The 16,628-nt window shown below is 59.5% G+C and carries 15 protein-coding genes; 5 read left to right on the forward strand and 10 right to left on the reverse strand.

The window, feature by feature from the left end; all coding sequences use genetic code 11:
• Positions 1-62: 62 nt before the first annotated feature.
• The 4 genes from BPHYT_RS08335 to BPHYT_RS08345 form a co-directional block, all read right to left on the reverse strand.
• Positions 63-440: a response regulator gene (locus tag BPHYT_RS08335; RefSeq protein ID WP_041758876.1), complete on the reverse strand. Its 378-nt coding sequence runs from the start codon at positions 438-440 to the stop codon at positions 63-65.
• A gap of 185 nt (positions 441-625) precedes the next feature.
• Entirely contained in the window at positions 626-1,273 is a 648-nt protein-coding gene (locus BPHYT_RS08340) for a response regulator transcription factor (RefSeq protein WP_012432704.1), read from the reverse strand.
• 230 nt (positions 1,274-1,503) lie between these two features.
• Positions 1,504-1,632 (reverse strand): hypothetical protein, encoded by a 129-nt coding sequence (locus BPHYT_RS39430; protein WP_274378463.1) that lies wholly within the window; start codon positions 1,630-1,632, stop codon positions 1,504-1,506.
• A gap of 53 nt (positions 1,633-1,685) precedes the next feature.
• Positions 1,686-2,144: a hypothetical protein gene (locus BPHYT_RS08345; protein ID WP_012432706.1), complete on the reverse strand. Its 459-nt coding sequence runs from the start codon at positions 2,142-2,144 to the stop codon at positions 1,686-1,688.
• 394 nt (positions 2,145-2,538) lie between these two features.
• On the opposite strand from BPHYT_RS08345, the gene BPHYT_RS08350 reads away from it, so the two are divergent.
• The 3 genes from BPHYT_RS08350 (at position 2,539) to BPHYT_RS08360 (ending at position 5,305) form a co-directional block, all read left to right on the forward strand.
• Complete coding sequence (locus BPHYT_RS08350) at positions 2,539-3,171, forward strand: DsbA family protein (RefSeq protein ID WP_012432707.1); 633 nt, start codon at positions 2,539-2,541, stop codon at positions 3,169-3,171.
• Between the two features lie 351 nt (positions 3,172-3,522).
• On the forward strand, positions 3,523-3,945 hold the full coding sequence (locus BPHYT_RS08355) for a DUF3331 domain-containing protein (RefSeq protein ID WP_012432708.1): 423 nt from the start codon (positions 3,523-3,525) through the stop codon (positions 3,943-3,945).
• A gap of 337 nt (positions 3,946-4,282) precedes the next feature.
• Complete coding sequence (locus tag BPHYT_RS08360) at positions 4,283-5,305, forward strand: LysR family transcriptional regulator (protein ID WP_012432709.1); 1,023 nt, start codon at positions 4,283-4,285, stop codon at positions 5,303-5,305.
• Between the two features lie 194 nt (positions 5,306-5,499).
• On the opposite strand, the gene BPHYT_RS08365 is transcribed toward BPHYT_RS08360, so the two are convergent.
• Positions 5,500-6,210, reverse strand: a complete 711-nt coding sequence (locus BPHYT_RS08365) for an SDR family NAD(P)-dependent oxidoreductase (RefSeq protein ID WP_012432710.1) — start codon at positions 6,208-6,210, stop codon at positions 5,500-5,502.
• 439 nt (positions 6,211-6,649) lie between these two features.
• On the opposite strand from BPHYT_RS08365, the gene BPHYT_RS08370 reads away from it, so the two are divergent.
• On the forward strand, positions 6,650-7,324 hold the full coding sequence (locus tag BPHYT_RS08370) for a VOC family protein (RefSeq protein WP_012432711.1): 675 nt from the start codon (positions 6,650-6,652) through the stop codon (positions 7,322-7,324).
• 42 nt (positions 7,325-7,366) lie between these two features.
• On the opposite strand, the gene BPHYT_RS08375 is transcribed toward BPHYT_RS08370, so the two are convergent.
• Positions 7,367-8,251, reverse strand: a complete 885-nt coding sequence (locus BPHYT_RS08375) for an enoyl-CoA hydratase/isomerase family protein (protein WP_012432712.1) — start codon at positions 8,249-8,251, stop codon at positions 7,367-7,369.
• 465 nt (positions 8,252-8,716) lie between these two features.
• Here BPHYT_RS08375 and BPHYT_RS08380 point away from each other — a divergent pair, with 465 nt between their 5' ends.
• Entirely contained in the window at positions 8,717-10,042 is a 1,326-nt protein-coding gene (locus tag BPHYT_RS08380; RefSeq protein ID WP_012432713.1) for an epoxide hydrolase family protein, read from the forward strand.
• A 137-nt stretch (positions 10,043-10,179) separates the two neighbouring features.
• Here the strand turns inward: BPHYT_RS08380 and BPHYT_RS08385 are convergent, their stop codons facing one another.
• The 4 genes from BPHYT_RS08385 to BPHYT_RS08400 form a co-directional block, all read right to left on the reverse strand.
• On the reverse strand, positions 10,180-11,718 hold the full coding sequence (locus BPHYT_RS08385; protein WP_012432714.1) for an efflux transporter outer membrane subunit: 1,539 nt from the start codon (positions 11,716-11,718) through the stop codon (positions 10,180-10,182).
• Positions 11,715-12,791, reverse strand: coding sequence for an HlyD family secretion protein (locus BPHYT_RS08390; protein ID WP_012432715.1), 1,077 nt, complete (start codon positions 12,789-12,791; stop codon positions 11,715-11,717). The genes BPHYT_RS08385 and BPHYT_RS08390 overlap by 4 nt, the downstream gene beginning before the upstream one ends.
• 12 nt (positions 12,792-12,803) lie before the next feature.
• Positions 12,804-14,429 (reverse strand): MFS transporter, encoded by a 1,626-nt coding sequence (locus tag BPHYT_RS08395; RefSeq protein WP_041758385.1) that lies wholly within the window; start codon positions 14,427-14,429, stop codon positions 12,804-12,806.
• 684 nt (positions 14,430-15,113) lie between these two features.
• The gene (locus tag BPHYT_RS08400) at positions 15,114-15,665 is read right to left on the reverse strand and encodes a 4-hydroxylaminobenzoate lyase (RefSeq protein ID WP_012432717.1); all 552 of its coding nucleotides are present in this window, start codon (positions 15,663-15,665) and stop codon (positions 15,114-15,116) included.
• Positions 15,666-16,628 lie beyond the last annotated feature (963 nt).

Consider the following 16,628-nt stretch of genomic DNA (forward strand, 5'->3'; position numbering starts at 1 on the left):
CCGGCGTCTGGTTCAGACAGTCGCGACATGCACGTTGACGAACAGACGGATTTTCAGCCAGCTCACTTTCGCAATATCTCGCCGATCCGCGCGAGTAGCCGCGCATCATCCACGGGCTTTGAGAAGAAACCAGCGGCTCCGCCAGCTTCCGCTCGTTCAAGAAGCTCTTGCGTCGCGTAGGCGGTAATGAAAATAACAGGAACCGGCCGCTTCCATAGGTTGATCGATTCCAGCAGCGCAAAACCGTCCATACCCGGCATGTGAATATCCGCGACTACAAGCTTCAATGCCGAGCGGCCCGTATCACCTAAAAGATGATTGGCGGACTCGTAAACAGTCACCTTCCAGTTTGCCGAACGAAGCAAACTGGATGTCGCCATCCGGACGAATTCGTCGTCGTCCACCACCCCAATAACCGCAGGAGAGCGCTTTGTTCTCATCTCGAGTCCGCAGGGCATCGAAAGGATTCGGAAAGGCTGAATCCTTTAGGCAAATTACAGGCCTGGGGAGCAGGCGACAATAAGACCTTAGAATGATTTTAGTGACAGTTCGTATTAGCCGGGATCGTTCCCGGCTTGGAACGGCGGATAGCGCACAGCGACTCCAGAAAATGCAATCCGACGCCTCAATGCAAAGGCAGCACCTGCTGCAGCTTCCTGACGACATCAGGCACCGAGCGCGCCTGCAACTTGTGCATCGCTTGCGCGCGATGGATCTTGACCGTTACTTCGCTCAGACACAGGAGGTCGGCGATCTGCTTGTTCAGCAGTCCGTCAGCGACCAGCCTGATGACTTCCCGCTCGCGCGCCGTGAGCGAATCGTAGGTTTGACGGATAACCGCCACGATCCTCTCCTGGCGTTTTAATTCGGCATCCCTTTTCAGTGCCGCGGCGATCGTATCGATCAGATCCTGATCCTTGAAGGGTTTGGTCATGAAATCGAAAGCACCCGCCTTCATTGCCTTGACGGACATCTCGATGTCACCATGCCCGGTCAGAAATATGACCGGGAATCGAACACTTTCTTTGAAGGGATCCTGCTGCAACGTCAGTCCGCTCGTGCCTCGCAGACGAACATCGAGAATCAGACAACTTGGCACATCCGGCATGTCGGTGGCGAGAAACTCGTCGGCCGATTCGAAGGCGCGAACGTGAATTCCAACCGACATGAGCAGAGAGGTCAGGGCGCCTCGAATGGACTCGTCGTCGTCGACCACATAAACAAGCGAGTCCGGCAATGGTTCACTTCCCGCCCCTACGTTGTCATGTTTCATCGCTCGATCTTCGAAAAGTTCGTTACGCTAAGCTGACGCCGACACTTTTCGTATAGTAAGCAATGCTCGCGCTTATCGCTACCTGTTGCGCACGGTCTTCTTTCGTTTCATTGCGTCGCCACCGTTTCATTACGCGGTAGCCCGAGCGACGATCAGGCAAGAAAGTTTATTCTCCTGATGAATGGAGTGATCCGTATGACCGAAGCATCCGTTCGCTTTCGCGGATTGACTTACTGAAGGCAGACGCGACTCAACTCCACTGTCCGCCGATACACGTTTTTGTCGAGCCACGGAACGAAGGTGTACTCGTCGTAGGCGTGAGTGCCGACAAAAATCCAGTTGTGCAATACGCGAGACATAACCACCTCCTCAAATAAGTACGTCGACGCGCAAGCGCATTTCTTTCGATACGCTATTGCCCGCGCGACGGCTTCTCCCGCGAAGACGCGGCGGCGAATGCGATTACGCACGCAGCCTTGCCGAAGCATTCGATCGAAGAAAAGATTGCTATCGCGAAGGAATGGATGAATTCCATCGGAAGTGCGGGTGCGATGGCCAATACGCTCGCACCGCAGAGAAAGGCAAAAATTCCGCGAGCGAAGCGTGCTTTGGCAACCGCAGCGAGACCCGTGCCGACCACTACGAGCTTCGACACGAGCAGGGCAAGCAGCCCGCCGTGGACTTCGGCTCCGCCCAACTCTAGTGGCGCTTCAATCAGAGACCACCCGCAGACTACAAGCACGAGCGTTCTGAATACCCGCTCGGATAGCGCATTCACTGTAGTGGCTTCGGTGTGCATCTCGCGCGGTGCCGATGGGAGCGCATCGCCATGCAGGCTGATCACCGGATTTGCTGCTTCCCTTGTATTCACGACTCGCCCTCCAGATGATGGTGCGCGAGACGGCCGCACTCGCCATGAGATCAAGGTACATGGCCGAGCCGCTGAAAACTATTGTACGAACGGGTGGCATGCCCACTGAAAAAGCGTGTGGAACTCATACGGCCGTATATGCAATGGGAGAGAAGGTCCGGTCTCGGGCATATCTATACGGGCAGACCGCCCGTGTCAAACCTGCGCACAGCTATCGGCGAACAGGAAGACCTTGGTTACACGGTGTAAAGAGTGAATTGAGGCTAACGTGGTTCGTGGCGTCGCGATTCGGTTCTATGATCCTTCCACCCAACGCCGCCCGGTGGCGTATCCCGTGTTCTTCACGATCGGCACAACGGGCCGGCGCAACAGTGGAAATCTAACGGAATTAGCGATGAAACTCATATTTGTAGGCGATCCAATGTGCTCCTGGTGTTATGGCTTCCACAAGGAGATGACAACGCTCGTGGAGGCGATGCCCGATCTTGAAGTGCAGGTGGTGCTCGGTGGCCTGGCCGCGGGCTCCACACAGCTTCTGGACGACGCGGGCAAGCAGTTTCGCCTGACGCACTGGGCGCGCGTCGAGCAACTGAGCGGCGCGCAATTCAATCGCGAAGCGTTGCTTGCAAGGACGAATTTTGTCTATGACACTGAACCGGTTTGCCGCGCGGTAGCGACGGCACGTCTGATCAAGCCTGCGGCTAATCTGCTGACGGTCTTCGGCGCGTTCCAGCGGGCATTTTATGTCGATGGACTTGATACCACGGACGGCGAGGTTCTCGCGGGCATCGGCGCATCGGCCTTGAAAGCGCAGGGGTTCGATGTCGACGCCGAGGCGTTTCTCGCTGTCTGGTCCTCGGACGAAGCGATAAAGGCCGCTCGCGCGGACTTCGCGCTGACCCGCCGGTTGGGTGTGTCGGGCTTCCCATCGTTGTTTGTCGAGCAGAACGGAAAGATCGGGCAGCTCAGCTCGGGCTACGCTACGGCGGCCAGCGTTCAACAGACGCTCATGCGCCTCGCTGCATAATCGAAGCCGCTGAACACAGAGCTTAAGCACGTCGCGCAAGAATGCAGTTGTCCCGATCGACGGGAGCGGCCTTGCGGCGCAGGTTTATGCCGGGAAGGAATGGGGCCGACGCCAGAAGTTATTGCCAAGGAAAAAGCCCTTTTCCTGAGCGCATATTTTATCCACACCTCAATGGCCATATCATGGCTTCGAAGCAAATGCGCAGACGCATCGATCGGTGACGAGCGGCCACTGTCGTTGGATGTTTGAACCATCGGCCGTCTGTTCGGGGCGCTTAACGTGTTGTTACCGGTGCGGCGTGCGGTTCAGCGAGAGTGAAACGTCAGGTTTCGATTCATGAGGAGCGCGGCCATGCTGGGTAGCCGAATCGACCCGTGGGGGCAGACAATACGATTGTTGACATCGGGATTTCGATGCCCCGAGGCGGACGCGGATACAAGACCCGTGCCAAAACGCGGGACATCCAATGGTTTCGAAGCGATGCCGGGTACTGGTCACTTACCTCATCTGAAAGTGAGTCTGATTGAGCGGACCACCGCCCTCACTGTGACCATCGCGTGGCGGGACCCGACTAGCTGCTTCTATGGCGCTCAGGTCTGGCGGATCGCGAACGCCAAGGTGTCAGGGACATGCGTGTTGAGCGGGCAACGGATCAGGCGCGGGGACCGCATTTTTCATCCGCAGCGCTCGAAGCCCGCGCCGGTCAATGCCCGCGCGATGATCCTCGAATCGGCCCTCAACGCGATCGAACCGTTGCAGAGTGGCCCGATCTAGACGTTTCCCCGTTCGTCAGCCGGTTTCCTTCCTGTATTCGCGCCCCCGCTATGGGCCGCGACGTCTCGTCATTACAGGATGCGCCGCGATAGCCGCGTGCTGAGATCACACAAGACTTGGCCGAAAGAGCATACAGGCTGGATAGGCGCGCGCATCCAAACGTATTAGCCGAGCACGCGAGCGCACGATGCGTTACACCATATCGAACAATGGTGCCACGCAGCGTTCGCGCTTACTCTTCATTCGTTTCCCGGCTGCTTGAATTGTCTCGCCAGTGACGATTCGCGGCGCCTGAACACTCTGCTCTACATCTCTACATTGACCAGTGAGGTGCGAGATGGACCAGCTTTATATGTTGCGTGCATTCGTTGCCGCCGCACGGTATCAAAGCTTCAGCAAAGCTGCCGAATCGCTGAACGTGACCACGGGCTCGGTATCGAAAGCGATCGCCAAGCTCGAAGGGTGCATCCAGACAAGGGTCTTGCTCCGGACGACAAGGTCGGTTTCTTTGACTGAAGCGGCGCAACCCTACTATCAGAGTTGCTGCCGTTTGCTCGAAGAACTCGACGAAGCGAATCGTCGCATTACGCGCTCGCGTGAAGTCGACAGCGGAAAGCTGCGGCTGATCGTGCATCCGATGCTGATGAGTGAAACCTTCTCGCGCCTGGTGCGGGGCTATCACGCCATTGCCCCCAACGTGAATCTGATCGTCTCCGTTCAGGAGGGTGCCGCCAACCTTTACGACGGCCGCTTCGACATGGCGATTCTTCCGCCGCATCTTGTCGAGCAGTCCGCCGTGATTCGCCGCACGTTGTCGAAATCACAGCGGATCTTCGTTGCCGCGCCCGCTTATCTGGAGCAGTACGGTGTTCCTCTAACCGCCGCCGAGCTGAACCATCACTTTCTTCTGCTGGACACGGATTCGCGGAAAAAAGGCGTGGATGTCGTCGATCTGCTCGAGGGCGAAACGCGAGTGAGCGTGTCGCCCATGTCGTCGATGGACGGCAACGAAATTTTGCTCAGGGCAGCAGCAGTCATTGGGACCGGCATTGCCGCATTGCCGGAAACGATGGTGCGTGAGGATATCGAAGCCGGGCGACTTACGCCTATCTTGCCGCTGTGCACGACATTCGATAGCAAGGTCGAAATCTGTCTCTTCTACTCGCACCGGGAACTGCTTCCGGCGCGGCTCAGAACATTCGTCGATTATTGCATCCAGTTTTTCAGATCGTCGGCTCGATACGACGTCAAGGATGCAGCGACCGTTTTGCCGTTGAACGACTATCGGGAAGAGTACAGCTGGCGGCCGGCGGAGGCTCGATATGCGCGGCCTTCACCGTTCCAATCGGTGGGCCGGTGACCCGGGCATCGGCGGAATGAAGGTTATTCGGCATTGACTGAACCGGCGCTTGGGTTCGCGCCCTTGCGGGTTGTTTGGGGCGCGACGATTGGCATGATGTCCCCTTGATCCTGATCGATAGACCGGCCGCCGACTAAAGGCTGGCGGCAGCCGTCCGGTCGTGTCGGACGGCGACTACCATCGCACGGTCGCGCTCAGTGACCAGCACTCTGGCCGCCATCGACGTGCAGGATTTCGCCAGTGACGAACGGGGCGGAATCCAGATACAGGATCGCATTCACGACATCGCTCATTTCGCCCATATGACCCATTGGATGCAGCGCGCCGAGCGCCGCGTGCGTTTGCTCCGGGTGCATCGGCGACTTGATGACGCCCGGTGCGACCGTGTTGGCGCGAATGCCGCGTTTGGCGTATTCGATCGCGAGGGAGCGGGTTGCCGCGTTCAGGCCGCCTTTGGTGAGCGCGGCGAGCACCGCGGGCACACCGTCGATCGCGTAGTCAGCCAGCGTGGTGCTGATGCTCACAACGTGGCCGCTGGACTGCTTCTCCATTTCAGCAATGGCGAGCTGCGTGATGTAGAAAAAGCCGTTCAGGTTCACACCCGTGATCGATGCATAGTCTTCGGCGGTATAGAGAGTAAAAGGTTTGGCGACGAAGATGCCGGCGTTGTTGACGAGCGTGTCGATCCGGCCAAAGCGAGCCACGGCTTCGCTGATCACGCGGCGGGCGGTGTCGGGGTCGGCAATGTCGCCGGCCACCGTCAGGAGGTCGGGATCGTCGGAGGGCTTGATGCTGCGCGCGGTGGCGGCCACGCGATAGTCGAGCTTGCGGAACGCCTTGACGACTTCTGCGCCGATGCCTTGCGACGCGCCGGTAACGACAACGACTTTCTGTGACGTACTCATGGAGAACCTCCGAATCGATTGAGTGGACGCTGTTATTGATCGTATCCACGGCTGCGATAAGAGGCTAATTTAGGCGCTTTGGCCCCGCGTTCGAATACCCTCCGGCGACAAACAGACTTGCGTGCGTGGAACAAGTCAGGTGCGACACACGCGGCGAGTTCTTCAGCGATGTCGCGCCGAAGAATGTTTAGCCACAAGGAATTCATTGACGCCCCGGTACTCGTGAGAATTGTTCACTATTGATTTTCCTCCTTGAAGCTTTCTGAAAGGGGGGCTTTACTGGAGACTTCTCGCGCGTTCATCTGCCTCCTGGTAAGCCATCAGATACAACAATCCGGTCAGGCCGCACAAGGAGTCCGGCATTCCAGATCAGCTGGCCGAGTCGCGGAGATAAAACGTATCAGTCACCCTTGAATCACCGAAACACAAGGAGCTTGACATGAGCAATGCACAAACACCCAACGAGGCCAGGACGGCTGCAGGTACAGCGCAGACGGTCGACATGAAGCTCGAGACAGTTGTCATCCCGGTTTCCGACGTCGATCGCGCCAAGCAGTTCTACGCCAGGTTAGGTTGGCGGCTCGACGTCGATATCGCGAAAGATGATTCGTTTCGGGTTGTCCATTTCACGCCTCCGGGCTCGCAATGCTCGATCCTGTTCGGCAACGGCGTCACGACACAAGAGCCGGGATCGGTACAGGAACTTCTTCTCATTGTGTCCGACATAACCAGGGCGCACGCTGAGCTTGTCGAGCGCGGCATCGAGGTGAGCGAAGTTTTTCATGATGCCGGCGGCCTTTTCCATCGCGCGGGCAAGGAGGGACGCGTGAGCGGCCCTCAACCGGAGCGGAAGAGCTATGGTTCATTCGCTTCGTTCAGCGATCCTGACGGAAATGGCTGGGTCTTCCAGGAGGTGACCACCCGACTGCCCGGAAGAGTGGACGCGCACGCCACGACATTCACTTCGGCAGTGGAACTCGCAGGGGCGCTGCGACGCGCCGCGTCCGCGCACGGCGAATATGAAAAACTCTCAGGACAGCATGACGAAAACTGGCCGGACTGGTATGCCAGCCATATCGTTGCAGAGCAGGCCGGCACGCAACCGCCGAAATGAGCCCGCGCAGCTGATCGCCTGGTCAGCTACGAGCGGGTGGAATTAGTTGTCCGGCTGATTGACCTGGCCGGTGTACTGGTCGAGATGAATTTCCACGTCGGGATTTTTCTGCAGTCCGAGTTCCATCAGCCGTTTGATGTCCCTTTGTGCCGCTGGACGTTGTACGGAGGTAATGAATGCGTCCCACTGTGGCCCGACTTCGCTATCGGGAGGGAGAGTGGCAATGTTGACGAAGTGCTTGATCTCCCCGATGGTTTGCTTGTCGAAGGATGCAATGCGGCGAGCGAGGGTATCGACAAACCCGTCCAGTTCGGCATCCGGAAAGGCGCGGTTGACATAGCCGTAGCGTTCGGCAAGCTCGCCGTTGATATCGTTGCCGCTCAGCAGAATTTCCAGCGCGCGGCCTCGTCCCATCAGACGGGGAAGACGGGACATCGGTCCGCCCCCGGGAACGAATCCGGCACCCACTTCGAATTGGGAGAGCACGGCTTTTTCACGGCTGGCGAAGCGCATGTCGGACGCAAGGGACAACTCGCTGCCAACGCCTGTAGCGCGGCCCCGGATCGACACGATCGACACCACGGAAGAGCGGCTCAGGCGAGCGAGCATATCGGGTAGCGGCGCCATGCCTGTCGGACCGGGCGGCATGCGCGTCGTGACTTCGAGGGGCGGTACGAAGTCATAGTGAGTCAGAAAAAAACCGGGTACTGCGCTATCGAACACCACGACCTTCAGTTCGGGATCGTTCTCGATCTGGCTGATTACGCTGTTCAGTTGCGGTATGGATTCCGGACCAAAGATATTGAAGGGCGGATGGTCGATGGTGACGCGCCAGTATGCCGGCGTCACGTGCTTGATCCTGAACTCCTGCTGCGCGCCGGCTTCCGGTTGCGCACTTTGAGCCACCAGCGGTTGGGTCGGTTTCATGTTGGCTTCCTTTTTTTGATGCTGAGGAAATTCGCGGAAGAAGGAATGCACGGGACATCCGGTCCACAGGAATTAGTGTAGGCATCCGTTCGGCAGATACCAATGAACATGACTGTACCGGTCAATCAAGAATTGGCGAATATATTGAGCGATGCGAAGTAATACGGGATTGTTCAATCCATACCGCGATGGCTAAAAACGCGAACACGCGTATTTGTTCGCGGCCGACACAACTGTTGTTCTGAGCTGGCCGTTTACCCGGATGGCTTGCTTCCACACAATCGCTACAACTACTGCGAACTGCGGTTTGCAGTCGGTCGAAGCGATAACGATGTGAGGCTTGCCAACTGGCTGCCTCTACAGGCGGCTCAATTGGACAATCGTGAAGGCGCTTGCCCAGAATATTGCGGTTCTGCCGCACTCATCGCTCCGCCTCATTGGACTCTTTGCCAAACAGGAGCTTGTATGGCTGACAATATTCTTCCCCAGACCCCGTCGCGCCGCCGGTTTATCGGTGTGGCTGCGGCGGCCGCTGTTGCGGGCTCGTTGAGTCGACTCGCTTTCGCGGAAACGAATCAAACTATCACTGAAGTCACGAAGTCGAGTGGCGGCGACAAGACCGCTATTCGCCCGCTTCGTGTTCACGCGCCGGAATCGCAACTCATCGAATTGAAGCGGCGTATCAAGGCGACCAGGTGGCCCGACCGCGAGACGGTGTCCGATGCGTCACAAGGCGTGCAGCTCGCGACAATGCAGAAGCTCGCGCGTTATTGGGCGGGCGGCTATGACTGGCGCAAAGTCGAAGCGAGGCTCAACGCGTTGCCGCAATTCGTCACCGAGATCGACGGAGTGGACATTCATTTCATCCACGTTCGTTCAAAAGATGCCAATGCGTTGCCAGTCATCGTTACGCACGGGTGGCCCGGTTCGATCATCGAGCAGTTGAAGATCATCGGCCCGCTGACCAATCCGACCGCCCACGGCGGCACGGCATCGGACGCATTCGATGTGGTGATTCCATCGCTCCCGGGTTATGGGTTCTCAGGAAAGCCGACGGTGACCGGCTGGGATCCTGTTCGCATTGCACGCGCCTGGGTCGTACTGATGAAGCGGCTCGGCTACACGCGATATGTGGCGCAAGGCGGCGATTGGGGGAATGCCGTCACGGAGCAGATGGCTCTGCTGGCACCGCCGGAACTGCTCGGCATTCACACCAACATGCCGGCAACCGTGCCGGACGACATTGCACAGGCGCTCAAGCTCGGAGAGCCGGCGCCGGCAGGTCTCTCGCCCGACGAAAAGCACGCGTTCGATCAGCTCGACTATTTCTACAAGCACGGCCTCGGCTACGCATTGGAGATGGCGAATCGCCCGCAGACGTTGTACGGCATCGAGGATTCGCCGGTCGGCCTCGCGGCGTGGATGCTCGACCACGACTCAGCCAGCCAGGCGCTTATCGCACGTGTGTTCGACGGTCAGCCGGAGGGACTTACGCGAGACGACGTGCTCGACAACGTAACGCTCTATTGGCTCACGAACACGGCGATTTCGTCGGGCCGGTTGTATTGGGAGAACAAGCTCAACTTCTTTGCTCCGAAGCATGTTGCCATCCCCGTTGCCGTCAGCGTCTTTCCAGATGAAATCTACGCTGCCCCGCAAAGCTGGACCGCGAAGGCGTATCCGAAGCTGATTCACTACAATCGCCTTCCCAAAGGCGGACATTTTGCGGCCTGGGAGCAGCCGCAAGTTTTCTCGGAAGAAGTTCGCGTGAGCTTCCGGTCGCTGCGGTGAACGCAAAAGTGTAGGTCACGTCGGAACGGCTGGCGGGTCGTAAAGGTGCCTGTTCGCTGACCTCCTGGTTGAGGGAGGGCAGCGACAGAAAGGCCAGCCTCATACGCACATCTCGTCGCACACAGCAGAACACGGGTTCAACGAGAACTGTCCTGCCCGGCATACGTCGATTCCCATCCACCACCGAGCACCTTGCACAGCGTGATGAGGTTCGCGTCGGCGTCGGCCTTGCTCTGCTCGAGTTTGCTCTGCGCATCGAGCAACTGTTTCTGCACGTTCAGCACATCCAGGAAATTCACCGCACCCGCCTTGTACCGTTGCTGTGCAATCGACAGCGCGCGCTGGTTCAGACTCACGACCGTTTTCAGCCGGTCGCGCCGCCGCTGTTCGGCGTCGTAGACGACCAGCGCGTCGTCCACCTCACGCCATGCCTGAAGCACGGTGTGCTGGTAGACAATCGCCGCTTCCTGCTGCTGCGCCTCGCGCAAATGAAGCGTGCCTTTGAGGCGTCCGCCTTCGAATATCGGCAGCGTGATCGACGGTCCCACGACAAACTGGCCGGACGCCCAGTCGGCGAGATTCGACAGTTGCAGGCTCTGGAACCCGGCGCTGCCGTTGAGCGAAATGCGCGGATAGAAGTCGGCCTTCGCCATGCCGATCGTCGCGGTGGCCGCATGCAGCTGGGCCTCGGCTTTGCGGATGTCGGGCCGGCGCTGCACCAGTTCCGACGGAACGCCAATTGGCACCTGATCGGGCAGCGCCGGCACATCGTGCGGCTCGGCGAGCATCTGCTGCAATGCGCCCGGTTCTTTCGCCAGCAGCACGCCGATCGCATTGATCGTGGTCGTGTTGCGCGATTCGAGCGTCGGGATCAGGCTTTCGATCGACTCCGCCTGCGCCATCGCGTTGGCCACGTCCAGGTCCGTCGTCACGCCTTCATGCACCCGGTTTTGCGTGAGCTTGGTGGCGTCGTGAGCGATGTCGAGGTTCTGCTTCGCGATCTGCAGCAGGGCCTGCGTGTCGCGCAACTGGATGTAGTCGCGCGCGAGTTCGGCGCGCGCGGACAGCAGGATCGCGTTACGGTCCTCGTACGATGCATCGGAGAGCGCCGACGCGGCCTCGACACCGCGTCGTACGCGCCCCCAGAAGTCGAGTTCCCATGACGCGTCGAAGCCGAACTGGTACAGATCGTAAGCGGGCGAGCCCTTGGCGCCCGGCAACGGCGCGACACCGAGCGGTGCACTGCCCGAGGCCGACTGCGTCTGGCTTCCTGTCGGCGTGACGCCAAGCAGCGAGAGGATGCCGTTCGGACTGCCGCGCTCGCGGTCGTAAGAGGCGGCGCCATTGAGCGTCGGATACTCTTCGGCGCCGGCAATGCGCTGTTGCGCCCGGCTTTGCCGCAGACGCGCCGATGCGGCCGCCACATCGAGATTCGCATCGCTCAGCTGCTGTTCCAGCGAGTCCAGTATCGGATCGTTGAACAGCGTCCACCATTGCGGTGTGAATCCGGACTCGACGGCCTTGCTTGCGGCCTGTGCGCTCCGGGTGCGGTTGAACACGTCGGGCGTGGCCGTCTGCGGAGGTTCGAAGTTCGGGCCCACCAGACAGCCCGTGAGCATCGAGCACAGCAGCAGCGCGAGCGCCGGTGTGCGCAGGGAGAAGTCGCTCGCGTTCATTTCGAATCCGCTCCCGCGACCCGCATATCGGCGCGCCTGCCGACGGCCACCTCCGTTTCGACGGAAAGGCCCACGCTCAATGCGGCCGCCGCTTCCTGTCCATGATCGATGGTGATCCTGACCGGCACGCGCTGCACGATCTTGGTGAAGTTGCCCGTTGCGTTATCGGGTGCGATAGGCGCGAAGCTCACGCCGGTAGCAGGCGCAAGACTGTCGACGTGCCCGCGGATCACCGCGCCCGGAAAACTGTCGACCTTGATACGCACGGTGTCGCCGGGGCGCATCCTGGCAAGCTGGTTCTCCTGGAAGTTGGCGACGATATAGGCCTCCGACAGCGGGACGATCGCGAGCAGCGGCGCGCCGGTCGTCACGAATGCGCCCACACGTGCCGAACGCCGTCCGACCTTGCCGGTGATGGGCGCGTGGATCTCCGTATACGACAGGTTGAGTTTCGCCTGCTCAAAGGCGGCTTCGGCATGCGCCAGCGCACCGGCCGCCTTGTCGCGCTGTGTCTTCAGCACGTCGAGGTTCTGCACGGTCGCCACAAGTGCGGCCCGGTTGCGCGCCTGCTGCGCGAGTTCCTCGGCCAGCGCGCTCGCCGCGTGCTGCTGCTCCTGGGTGGTTCCCGCACCGGTCTCCGAAAGATTGCGGTAGCGCGCAGCATTCGCGCGCGCAAACTCGAGCGTCGCATCGTCCGCGCGCAACGTGGCACGCGCCTGATCAACGAGTGCGGGCTGCCGTGCGATCTCGGCCTCGTAGTTTGCAACCGATGCCCTGGCTGCCGCCACGTCCGCCCGGGCGCTCATCAACGCGGCACGAAAGTCGCGGTCATCGATGCGTACCAGTAATTGCCCCGCCTTGACCTGCTGGTTGTCTTCAACGAGCACCTCGGACACCTGACCCGCGACACGCGGCGCGACCAGTGTGAAGTCGGCCGTCACATAGGCATCGTTCGTGGTTTCGCTGGTCGAGCCGGTAAACAGCCATATACAGGCCAGCACAGCGACGCCGAGTATGACCGCATACGCAGCAAGACGGATCGTTCTGGGAGAAAATCGGATAGCGGATGACATGGATAGCGTCGCTTAACGGGAAGAGGGCGGCGTCGTGCTCCAGGGCGGATAGACACGCACGGGCAACACCGGAATAACGAAGAGAAAGGCGACGGCGATACCGGCCATCACGCGATAGAGATCCGCCGAGGTGAGCACGACGGCCTGCTCGTGGAGCCGGTGTGCGAGTTCGCCGAGCCCGTGAGCGGCATCGATGCTCTGGCTCGTGACCAGCGCGTTGTTGCCCAGGTGGTCCACCAGCATGGCCGAATGAAAATGCTCGCGCGCGGTGCCCAGACCTTCGATGAGGCCGGTGGCCGCGGCGCCGGACAGTGTCTTGACGGTGTTGAACATGGCTGAAGCAAACGGGCCTTCAGTCGGCGGCAAGCCGGTCGTGACGCCCATCAGGATGCCCATGATGATCATCGGCTGCGCCAGGATCTGTAGCGACTGAAGCCAGTAGAAGTTCTCGCGAACCCAGTCCGTGGTCACGAAACTGCCGAGAAAACACGAGATCGCCATCAGGCAAAGTCCAACCGCCAGGACCCAGCGGTGGTCGACCTGCCGCAGATTGAGCAGCGCGGCGGTCGCCGGGAGCGAAATCAGCAGGGGAATGGCCACCAGCAGAAACAGCGGCGTGGTTTGCAGCGGCCTGTAACCGTGAATCTGCGCGAGATACTGGCCGGGTATGGCGGCAACACCGACCAGCAGCGTCACGGCGCCCACCAGGGTCAGCAGTCCATGCGCGAAGTTCCTGCGGGCAAGCAGCTGGAGTTTGAAAAACGGCAGCGGATGAAACCATTCGTTGATCAGGAACGCCACGAGCAGCAGCGTGCCGCCGCCAAACATCGTGGCGATGAACGTGGAGTTCAGCCAGTCGAGGCGATCACCCTGCAGCAGGCCGATCACGAGCATGGCGATGGCCGGATAACCGAGTAGGAATCCGGTCCAGTTGAATGAACGCAGCCGCTCGAGTCGGGTGGGATCCGCCGGCAGTCCCCTGTAGATTGCCACGCAGCTGATGAGTCCGAGCGGCACGATCTGCCAGAATGCCATTTGCCAGCCGACATATTCCGTCCATAACGCGGCGAGCGGCGTGCCGAGCGCCGGTCCGAAGGTGGCGGTCAGTGCATAGCCCGCGAGCCCGTATAGCTTGACCTTCGGGGGCAGGTAACGCAGCGCCACGATGATCAGCATGGGCGGCAGACATCCGCCGGCGACGCCCTGCAGCGCGCGCAATACATAGAGCGTCAGCAGGTTTGGCGCAAACGGGCAGAGCAATCCAAGGACCATGACGGCGAGCACGGCGCCGATCGTGAAGCGTTTGAGGGTGAAGGTCACGCCGAACCACGGCGCGAACACCATCGTGGCCACGTTCGTCGCCTCGAAGAGGGTGGTCAGCCATGTCCCGTCGTCACGTCCGATCGAGAACGCGCCGCGGATATCGGCGAGTGCAACCGCGGTGACCTGTTCGTTCAATATGGCGAGCAGTGATGCCAGCAACATGCCGAGCAGGCCGATTGTGAGACGCAGTGGTAGCTCCGCTTCGGCGGAAGTTTGCTGTACAGGGATCCCTGTCGCCGGTACAGAGACAGGCGCCGACGATGGCGCAAGCTTCGGTTCTCCTGTTCCAGTTATCGGTGAGTTGGCGCTATTCATCGTCGTTCGGCCACCGGTATTTAATGGGGCATTCCGTCGGGAAATCTCCCTGTCACGCCGGGCGATCGCAAAGATCCCGGATGCTCCGCGAAGAAGCCTCATCCGATGAGCTTATGGTTTTTACTGTGCTCATTCCAGCCGGCTTACTCACGTTTTGGTGCCACGAAATGAGTTGATTTCATTCTAGGAGACAGGTCTGCTCTCCTGAAGTCAAAAAGTCCGCGTATCGGTCCGTTCCATTCACAAATCCAGCTAATGTCACCACTGCAACAAGGACAATGCACTCGCCTGGCAATGATCTTTTTCCATTCAGCTAACAGCACAAACCTGGGCAAAGGTGCAGAGGTGCGAGCCGCTGTTTTCCTGGCACGCTTTAGACACTCCAAGGCAATAGGACATCGCGTATCAACAATCGAATATGCGATGAGGATCGTCGACGCTGCAGCAAAGCTCAACGTCGACATCGGCACGAACAGGACGAGCGTCGAATCACGGCTGACGCCGGAGAAGTTTCTTGTCGCGTTCCGAAGACAAGAACTATGACGTGATCATCGTCGAAGCGTAGACAGGCGCGAGACCGAGTTCGATTACAGCGGCTGAAAGGGGACGCGTGGCACGGCCCACGTCATGGGCTGTATTGGACTAGCGGCGTCCGTCTTGTGGGCAGCGCGCCCGCTGAGCACCTCAATGCTGCGGCGGTGTGACGTCGAACGCAATCCGTCCTGCGGGCAGAAGCGTGAGCGAGATGACAGCGCCGCCCTTGGTCTCCGGGAAGTGGTGGCTTCCGGGTGCGGGCGCCGTCCAGCCGCCATAACACCAGCCGTTCGGACCTGCGAGCGCAGCGCCTTCATCAAGCGGCACCACCAGATTGAACTCGCCATACGGGTGCGCGTGATAGTCGCCCCGGAAGCTGCCATCGGGGTTGTTCTGGGTGTTATCCGTGCTGTCCATCAGCACCGCTGTAATGCTGAAAAAGAACGTCTCCGCGCAGGGTGCAACGAGTCGTGAGCGACGGTAACGCGGGCCGGCGATTTCGGCGTCGGCCGCCCAGCCCTCGTTCACGCCGAGAATAATCAGTCGCGACAGATCCCTGTACAACTCGCTTTCAATGCCATATTTTGTATTCAGCCATTGCTCGACCTCGGTGCTCGTGGTCATGTCCTTGACCTCTTGCAGCAAAGGGATAAAACGGGCGACGAGTTCGTCTTTGGTACTGGTGACTTGGGTCTCGGGCATTCAGGTTCGTCCTTGGTTTGAGCGTTATGCAGGGCCGGCGTGAGGATTACAGCGCCCACGATTTGCGGCGAGAAGAAGCCCGCGACATTCACATCCGACGGCCTGATCGAAAGCGCGGTCGTAACAATGCGGTAATCGCGCTTTCGAAACGCCTTCGCGACTTCGGCGCCAATGCCTCGCGATGCACCGGTAGCGGCGACAGCATTGTCTGGTGTGTCCAGGTTTTTACCCTGAAGAAGTGCACAGTTCTGTGCCATGCAGTCCGCGTCAGTTTGCGCAAGACGAGCAACCGCTTGACCGCCATGAGACCACTCTACGATTTATGGGCTTTCACCGAGGTTTTAGCTGTGACGGTTTGGGGACATTTGCTGCGCATTTTGGGCCATCGCGCTGATTTCTCCGGGATCCTGCTATTTGCAAGTTCGAACCGAGTCGCGACACACATACGCCATGCTGACCTTCACCACTCGACAGTTGACCAACACTGAACAGTGCGCATGCTTTGTTGCATAGGGTGTAATCACACCAGATTCCTGCTGTACTTTCCCGGAATCCACGGCTGCCTCCCGGTGATTCATTTGCTACACTTGATCACGACGCGGACCTATGTGGCGCCCGCGTCGAAGCTGATGGCGGCGGCTGAGTTGCGAATCAGCGCGACTCGATTTGACAGCCTCAATATTCAGTACATTCAACATCAATACGGCCTGAAAGAGAGAAGGGCGTCAGGGCCGCCGTTCTGCTCGCTCTGGTTGTCGAGCGGCGCCGACTTCTCCGTCCAAGCTACGGTGTCGCGCCCGCCGCTGAAGCGGCACTTAACATGTGTTCAGCAAGCAGACTCAGCGTAAGCAGTTCACGAATTCGTCAGCGAGGAATCGCTATCGAAGCCATGGTCCGACATGCGTAGGTTGAAGTTTTTTTTCGTTCATGGACCTCACGCCGCGATTGCGGAGCCTGGCGTCG

Source organism: Paraburkholderia phytofirmans PsJN, from assembly GCF_000020125.1.
In the GTDB taxonomy this organism is placed as follows: Bacteria; Pseudomonadota; Gammaproteobacteria; order Burkholderiales; family Burkholderiaceae; genus Paraburkholderia; species Paraburkholderia phytofirmans.

Coding starts and splice junctions, on each gene's coding strand:
- BPHYT_RS08335 (WP_041758876.1), bottom strand. CDS start 440: ATGAGAACAAAGCGCTCTCCTGCGGTTATTGGGGTGGTGGACGACGAC.
- BPHYT_RS08340 (WP_012432704.1), bottom strand. CDS start 1,273: ATGAAACATGACAACGTAGGGGCGGGAAGTGAACCATTGCCGGACTCG.
- BPHYT_RS39430 (WP_274378463.1), bottom strand. CDS start 1,632: ATGTCTCGCGTATTGCACAACTGGATTTTTGTCGGCACTCACGCCTAC.
- BPHYT_RS08350 (WP_012432707.1), top strand. CDS start 2,539: ATGAAACTCATATTTGTAGGCGATCCAATGTGCTCCTGGTGTTATGGC.
- BPHYT_RS08355 (WP_012432708.1), top strand. CDS start 3,523: ATGCTGGGTAGCCGAATCGACCCGTGGGGGCAGACAATACGATTGTTG.
- BPHYT_RS08360 (WP_012432709.1), top strand. CDS start 4,283: ATGGACCAGCTTTATATGTTGCGTGCATTCGTTGCCGCCGCACGGTAT.
- BPHYT_RS08365 (WP_012432710.1), bottom strand. CDS start 6,210: ATGAGTACGTCACAGAAAGTCGTTGTCGTTACCGGCGCGTCGCAAGGC.
- BPHYT_RS08370 (WP_012432711.1), top strand. CDS start 6,650: ATGAGCAATGCACAAACACCCAACGAGGCCAGGACGGCTGCAGGTACA.
- BPHYT_RS08375 (WP_012432712.1), bottom strand. CDS start 8,251: ATGAAACCGACCCAACCGCTGGTGGCTCAAAGTGCGCAACCGGAAGCC.
- BPHYT_RS08380 (WP_012432713.1), top strand. CDS start 8,717: ATGGCTGACAATATTCTTCCCCAGACCCCGTCGCGCCGCCGGTTTATC.
- BPHYT_RS08385 (WP_012432714.1), bottom strand. CDS start 11,718: ATGAACGCGAGCGACTTCTCCCTGCGCACACCGGCGCTCGCGCTGCTG.
- BPHYT_RS08390 (WP_012432715.1), bottom strand. CDS start 12,791: ATGTCATCCGCTATCCGATTTTCTCCCAGAACGATCCGTCTTGCTGCG.
- BPHYT_RS08395 (WP_041758385.1), bottom strand. CDS start 14,429: ATGAATAGCGCCAACTCACCGATAACTGGAACAGGAGAACCGAAGCTT.
- BPHYT_RS08400 (WP_012432717.1), bottom strand. CDS start 15,665: ATGCCCGAGACCCAAGTCACCAGTACCAAAGACGAACTCGTCGCCCGT.